Here is a 6285-nt window from a genome sequence, read left to right as displayed (position 1 = left end):
ACGAGGGTTGGCATACTTCCAAGCGTAACCGCATCGGGAGGACACCATGGCTCTGGGAGTCGAAAGCGCCTCGGGCATCTGCTCGGCGCGCGAATGTACGAACGCCGCGATCTATCGGATCGACTGGCGCAACCCGGCGATCCACCGCGCCCGCACGAAGACGTGGCTGGCGTGCGAGGAGCACCTGTCCTACCTGGAGGGGTACTTCAAGTACCGGTCCTTCCCCTACAAGGTGTCACCCTTCGTGGCCCCCACCGACGGACCGTCAGGCGAGGAGCGCCAGCCTCAGTCCCACTGATCGAGGGGGCGGTCGTTCCAAGTCAGTGCCTGCAGGCCCTTGGCCAGCTCCGAGGCCGAGGCCGGGGTGAAGCCGGGAGCCCACTCGAAGATGGTCGTGCCCGTATTAGACATGAAGTGCTTGGAAACCAGCTCCTCGTCGATGTCGGCCGAGAGCCACGTGGCTAGCAGGCGCGTCAGAGCCCCGTGGATAACGAAGACCGCGACAGCCTCCTCCCCCACCTGCTCGCGAGCCGCGAGTCCCACGCGGCGCACGGTCTCCAGCGAGCGAGCCAGGGCCTCGCGCCCGTTTTCGCCGCCCGGCATCCGATTGGACAGGTCCCCCGCACACCACGACAGGGTCGTGCGCACGTACAGGGACTGGGATGCGGGGTCGGAAGCCATCTCCAGGTCGCCCGAGCGCAGTTCGCGGATCCCCGGGCACACGAGCGGCGTGAGCCCGTAGCGCGCAGCCAGCGGCGCGGCCGTCAGGCGCGTACGATGCAGGCCAGACAAGGCGATGAGAGTAGGAGGAGCGGCAACCTCCACCTCCCACCGCTGTGCGAGGCGGCTTGCCTGAGCCATGCCCTCGACGGTCAGGCCGAGGCCGGGGCGGACCGTGTCGAGGGCCCCCAGTCGATTTGCGGGGGTCTGTCCGTGCCGTACCAGCACAATCTTCACTGCTGCTCCCAGAAAGTTCGTTCCATCACGTCGCGCGCTTGTCGTGCACCACGCAACCAGTCCTCTTCGAGGGCGGTCAGCCCGCCACTCCCGTATCCGAGGATAGCGGCAAGCGCACCCAGCTCCGCGCTGTCACGAGGCAAAACGTCAAGCTTCACACCGCTCATACGCCCACTCGCCAAGGTGTTACCCGCGCGGATGCGAGCGGCAAGATCCCAGGCGTTTAGGAGGATGTCAGCGTCACTGGCGGCCAGGAGTCCCTCGTCTCGGGCCGCGACGATGGCTCTGATCGTCGAAGGGGTTCGCAGGGCCGCAACATCGCGCCCAAAGCGCATCTGAATCAGCTGGATCGTCCACTCGACATCGGAGAGGCCACCGGGGCCGAGCTTAACGTGTCGGGCAGGCTCGCTGCCGCGCGGCAGGCGTTCGTTCTCCATCCGGGCCTTCAGCAGACGAATGTCACGCACCTCAGCCTCGCTCACCTCCCGGTAGGCCATAGACTCGAAAAGGGCGCGGGCACGCTCGTCCAGCTCACTGTCACCAATGGGACGTGCGCGCACAGCCGCCTGGCGCTCCCACGTGGACGCCCAACGCGCGGCGTATTCCTCGTGGGATTCTAACGTGCGGCTCATCGGACCGTTCTTACCCTCGGGGCGCAGGTCCAAGTCAACGACGATGCCGAGCTGACTGGTCGCAGATCCGAGTAAGTTCTTCACACGGTTCACAATGACAGTGGCGCTGGCCGCGGCCTCAGAGTCGGAGGCGCCGCCGACCGCCTCGTGCACAGCGATGACGTCTGCGTCGGAGGCATAGGAGCATTCGCGACCACCGTATCGCCCCATCGCGACGAAGACGACTCTGGCCCGCGTGCTCCCCCAGCGCTTGGCATCCTCCCGCTGAGCAATCGCCAAGGCACCAAGCAGGGCGGCGTCCGTGGCGTCCGCGATCGCATGGCCTCGCGGATCCACGCCGTGGATCAGGTCGCTCATCGCACAGCGCGTCAGCTCGCGGGTACGCACAGCACGCACGCGAGCGGCGGCGTCCGCCGCATCGTCGTGGCGGTCAATGAGCGCACCGACCTCTCGCTCGAGCCGTTCCCGTGGGCGCGGCGCTAGCTCCGCATCATCGTCCAACCAGGCAACAGCCTCGGGACGCTTAGAGAGGGCATCGGCAATCCAACGGGAGTTCGGCAGCATCGTCATCAGCCTGCGGGCAGCCACGCCGGAGTCGCGCAGAAGCGCCAGATACCAGTGCGATTCTCCGATGTTTTCAGAGAGGATACGGAAGTTCAGCAGACCCATATCGGGGTCCGCGCCGTCCGCCAGCCACGAGATGAACACAGGTAACAAATGGCGTTGAATGGTGGCACGTCGACTCGTTCCTCGCGTGAGCGCACCGATGTGTGTGAGGGCACCGACAGGGTCGCGGTAGCCGATGGCGGCCAGGCGATCGCGCGCGCCATCGGCATGCAGGGAGGCCTCGTCGTCGCGAAGCGACGCGGTGGCGGCAACAATCGGACGGTAGAAAACATCCTCGTGCAAGGCACGGACACGCGAGCGCACGTCGTCAATGGCCACGCGAATCGAATCGGCATCCGGATAACGCACCGGATCCATGGCGCGCCCGAGAATACGCAGGTCGCGGTCCCTGTCAGGGATCAGGTGGTTACGGTGCATGCGTGGCAGCTGCGTGCGATGCTCGACGGCACGCAGGAAGCGGTAGCAGGAGGACAGCTGGTCAGCGTCGGAACGAGCGATGTAGCCGCCCTCACGCAGCGCGTCGATAGCTTCCAGCGTCGAGCGTACGCGCAAGAAGGCGTCGGTGCGCCCGTGGACCAGCTGCAGGAGCTGCACGGTAAACTCGACGTCGCGTAGTCCACCCCGGCCTAGTTTGAGTTCACGTGAGGCATGGGTGCGCGAAATGTTGTCCTCGACGCGACGACGCATCGCACGCGCTGCCTCGACGAAACCGTCCCTGCCCGACGCACTCCACACGTAAGGCTGAGCGGCCTCCTCGAACGCCCGACCAAGCTTCACATCACCCGCACAGGCGCGCGCTTTGAGCAGCGCCTGGAACTCCCACGTCTGCGCCCACTTATCCCAGTACTGGTGATAGGACTCGATTGTGCGCACCAGAACACCGTTACGTCCCTCGGGTCGCAGATTCACGTCGATCGTCCACAGAGGAGCTTCGTTGCCGGGACCCGAGCAGGCCGAGGCCGCGCTCGAAGCCAGACGAGTGGCTACCTCGAGGGCAGCTCGTTCGTCACCATCGGCCCCCGCTTCGGCAACGTAGACGACGTCCACGTCCGAGATGTAGTTGAGTTCGCGCGCACCCGTCTTCCCCATCGCGATGACCGCGAATGGCACCAACCCCTCCGGGTCGATGTCGCGCCGAGCCAGAGCGAGCGCCGCGTCGAGTGTGGCATCCACCAGGTCGGAGAGACGCCTTCCCACGCTCGGCATCACTTCCTGCGGGTCACCACTGGTCAAGTCATCTGCGGCAATGGCAAGGAGCACCCGACGATAAGCGGCGCGAAGGTCGTCGGAGCTGGCTGCCGGATCCGCGACCCACGCGCCCGTACCGACCGCGTGGGCCCCCACTGCCTCGTACAAGACATCCCGGGCCGCGCCCGGATCCTCGTTGATGGACGCCGCGCGCGCGGACTGTGCGATCACGTAATCACCGAGCCACCCGCTGCCGCCCATGATCGCGCACAAGCGCTTCCTTGCCCGTTCATCTCGCGTCAAAGAATCGACGAGGCCGGGGTCCGCCTCACGCAGGCGAACAACCTGAAGCAACGCCTGGTCAGGGTCAGCCGATGCGCTCAGATCCCCCACCCACAATTCGCCCCTCGGCAGCTCGTCAAGAAATGACTGGGTGCGCCTCGCGTCAAGGAATCCGGCAAGCCGCAGATCGTCGGGCATCACCGGGGCACAACCTTCAGGAATTGCTCAAGCTCCTGGCGCGTAATCTGCTGACGATACTCCGTCCATTCCTTCCGTTTGTTACGGATGACATAGTCGAAAACCTGCTCACCGAGCGTAGAAGCCACCAGCTCCGACTTCTTCATCGCCCGAACAGCATCCGACAACGACGCGGGCAACGCGTGGATACCCATGACTTGACGCTCACGATCAGACAGATCCCACACATTGTCCTCGGCCTCGGGCATAAGATCCATCTTCTTCTCAATGCCATCCAAACCTGCCGCAATCATCACGGCGAAAGCCAAATAGGGGTTGGCGCTCGGGTCGGGAGCACGATACTCAATACGAGCGGACGCGCTCTTCTTCGGCTTGTACAGGGGCACACGCACCAGCGCCGAACGATTCAAGTGTCCCCAACACACATAGGAAGGAGCCTCCCCCCCACCCCACAGTCGCTTGTAAGAGTTCACGTGCTGATTCGTAACCGCCGCAATCTCTTCGGCATGCGCGAGCAGACCCGCAATGAACCGTCGCCCCGTCTCCGACAGCCGATACTGACCCGACGGCGAAAAGAACGCGTTCTCCTCGCCCTCAAAAAGCGAGACATGCGTGTGCATGCCCGACCCCGGGTGCTCGATGAAAGGCTTGGGCATGAATGTGGCGACCAGATCCTCACGCAGGGCCACCTCCTCAATGACGGTACGCGCCGTCATGATATTGTCAGCCGCGCGCACCGGATCAACGGCACGCAAATCGATCTCGTTTTGGCCGGGCCCTCCCTCGTGGTGTGAAAACTCGACGGGGATCCCCATGTCCTCCAGCATGCGCACGGCGCGCCGCCTGAAATCGTTCGAATCCCCGCGCGCAACATGATCGAAGTAACCAGCCTGGTCCACCGGAATCATCCGCTCGGGAGTGACTGGCTGACGCAACAGATAAAACTCAATCTCCGGGTGCATCATGACGCGGAAGCCCGCGTCAGCCGCGCGTTCGACGACGCGCTCAAGGACGCCGCGAGGGTCGGAAGGGGCGTGACGACCGTCCGGCATGAGCACGTCGCAGAACATGCTCGCCACAGGATCCTCGTGAGAACGCCACGGCAACAGCTGGAAGGTCGAAGCGTCGGGCATCAGGAGCATGTCGGACTCGAACACTCGCGTAAGGCCCTCGACAGCTGAGCCGTCGAAACCAATCCCCTCGCTAAAGGCATCCTCCAGCTCACCCGGATCGATCGAAATCGACTTCAAGACACCAGCGACATCCGTGAACCAGAGACGAATGAAACGGATATTCTTCTGCGCAACCTCGCGCAGCACGTATTCCTGATGAGAATCCACCGTAACCCTCCCGTTTAATAGACCACGGGCCGACCGCGGACTGCGGTCGGCCCGGCGTGGCTTCCAGTCTACTTGCCCAGGTTGAAACCCTTCGAGATGGATTCCAGTGCGCCAGTCAGATCGGATGGCAGCATCCACAGCTTAGATGCCTGGCCGTCGGCAATCTTCGGCAACATCTCAAGATACTTGTAGGAGAGCAGCTCCGGCGTCGCCTTGCCCGCGTTGATCGCGGCGAAGACCGTCTGGATGGCCTCAGCCTCACCCTGAGCGCGCAGGATCTGGGCCTGGCGCGCACCCTCAGCCTGGAGAATCAAGGCCTCCTTCTGACCCCTAGCCTGCAGAACCTGCGCCTCCTGCTGGGCGGACGCAGCTAGGACAGCAGCCTGCTTGGCGCCCTCGGCCTTCTTGATCTGCGACTCACGCTCGGCCTCGGCCGTCAGAATCGTCGCACGCTTCGTACGCTCTGCCGTGATTTGCTGTTCCATGGCAGCCAACACTCGCGGCGGCGGCTCAATGGACTTCAGTTCCACGCGGGTCACGCGAATGCCCCACGGTCCCGTGGCCTCGTCGAGAACTCCGCGCAGCTGCTTGTTGATCGACTCACGCGAAGTCTGTGTCTGCTCCAGATCAAGGGAACCGATCAGGTTACGCAGGGTCGTGGCCGTCAGCTGTTCGATCGCCTGGAGGAAATTCGCTACCTCATAGGTCGCACCGCGCGGGTCAGTGATCTGGAAGTAGATCACCGAATCGATTGAAACCATCGCCTGGTCGGCTGTGATCACGGGCTGCGGCGGAAAGTTCGCGACCTGCTCACGCAGGTCGACATTCGCGGCAACACGATCCACAAAGGGAACCAGGAGATGAAAGCCGCCACGGAGAATCGACTGGTAACGGCCCAGCCTTTCAATCACGAATGCGCGCGACTGCGGAACGATCCTCACCGCCCGCACAAGCGCCACGACGACGAAGACGATCACCGCGAAAATAACAACCAGCGCGATGTTAGCGACAAGTTCACCAGAATTCATCGCATCTTTCCTTTCTTAGTAGAAGACTAACGA

5 protein-coding genes are annotated in these 6285 nt (G+C 63.5%); 1 reads left to right on the top strand and 4 read right to left on the bottom strand.

The window, feature by feature from the left end; all coding sequences use genetic code 11:
• Window positions 1–46: 46 nt before the first annotated feature.
• Window positions 47–298, top strand: a complete 252-nt coding sequence (locus RYL44_RS06135) for a hypothetical protein (protein WP_314975404.1) — start codon at window positions 47–49, stop codon at window positions 296–298.
• On the opposite strand, the gene RYL44_RS06130 is transcribed toward RYL44_RS06135, so the two are convergent.
• The 4 genes from RYL44_RS06130 to RYL44_RS06115 all read right to left on the bottom strand — a co-directional run bounded on the left by RYL44_RS06130 (window position 286) and on the right by RYL44_RS06115 (window position 6252).
• Window positions 286–957: a histidine phosphatase family protein gene (locus RYL44_RS06130; RefSeq protein ID WP_314975403.1), complete on the bottom strand. Its 672-nt coding sequence runs from the start codon at window positions 955–957 to the stop codon at window positions 286–288. The two genes, RYL44_RS06135 and RYL44_RS06130, sit on opposite strands and share 13 nt — an antisense overlap.
• Complete coding sequence (locus tag RYL44_RS06125; RefSeq protein WP_314975402.1) at window positions 954–3887, bottom strand: bifunctional [glutamine synthetase] adenylyltransferase/[glutamine synthetase]-adenylyl-L-tyrosine phosphorylase; 2934 nt, start codon at window positions 3885–3887, stop codon at window positions 954–956. The genes RYL44_RS06130 and RYL44_RS06125 overlap by 4 nt, the downstream gene beginning before the upstream one ends.
• Window positions 3884–5224, bottom strand: coding sequence for a glutamine synthetase family protein (locus tag RYL44_RS06120; RefSeq protein ID WP_276738700.1), 1341 nt, complete (start codon window positions 5222–5224; stop codon window positions 3884–3886). The genes RYL44_RS06125 and RYL44_RS06120 overlap by 4 nt, the downstream gene beginning before the upstream one ends.
• Before the next feature lie 68 nt (window positions 5225–5292).
• On the bottom strand, window positions 5293–6252 hold the full coding sequence (locus RYL44_RS06115) for an SPFH domain-containing protein (protein ID WP_073983386.1): 960 nt from the start codon (window positions 6250–6252) through the stop codon (window positions 5293–5295).
• Window positions 6253–6285: the final 33 nt, after the last annotated feature.

The sequence above is a fragment of the Actinomyces bouchesdurhonensis genome (assembly GCF_963540955.1).
In the GTDB taxonomy this organism is placed as follows: domain Bacteria; phylum Actinomycetota; class Actinomycetes; order Actinomycetales; family Actinomycetaceae; genus Pauljensenia; species Pauljensenia bouchesdurhonensis.
This window is presented reverse-complemented; position numbering and strand designations above follow the sequence as displayed.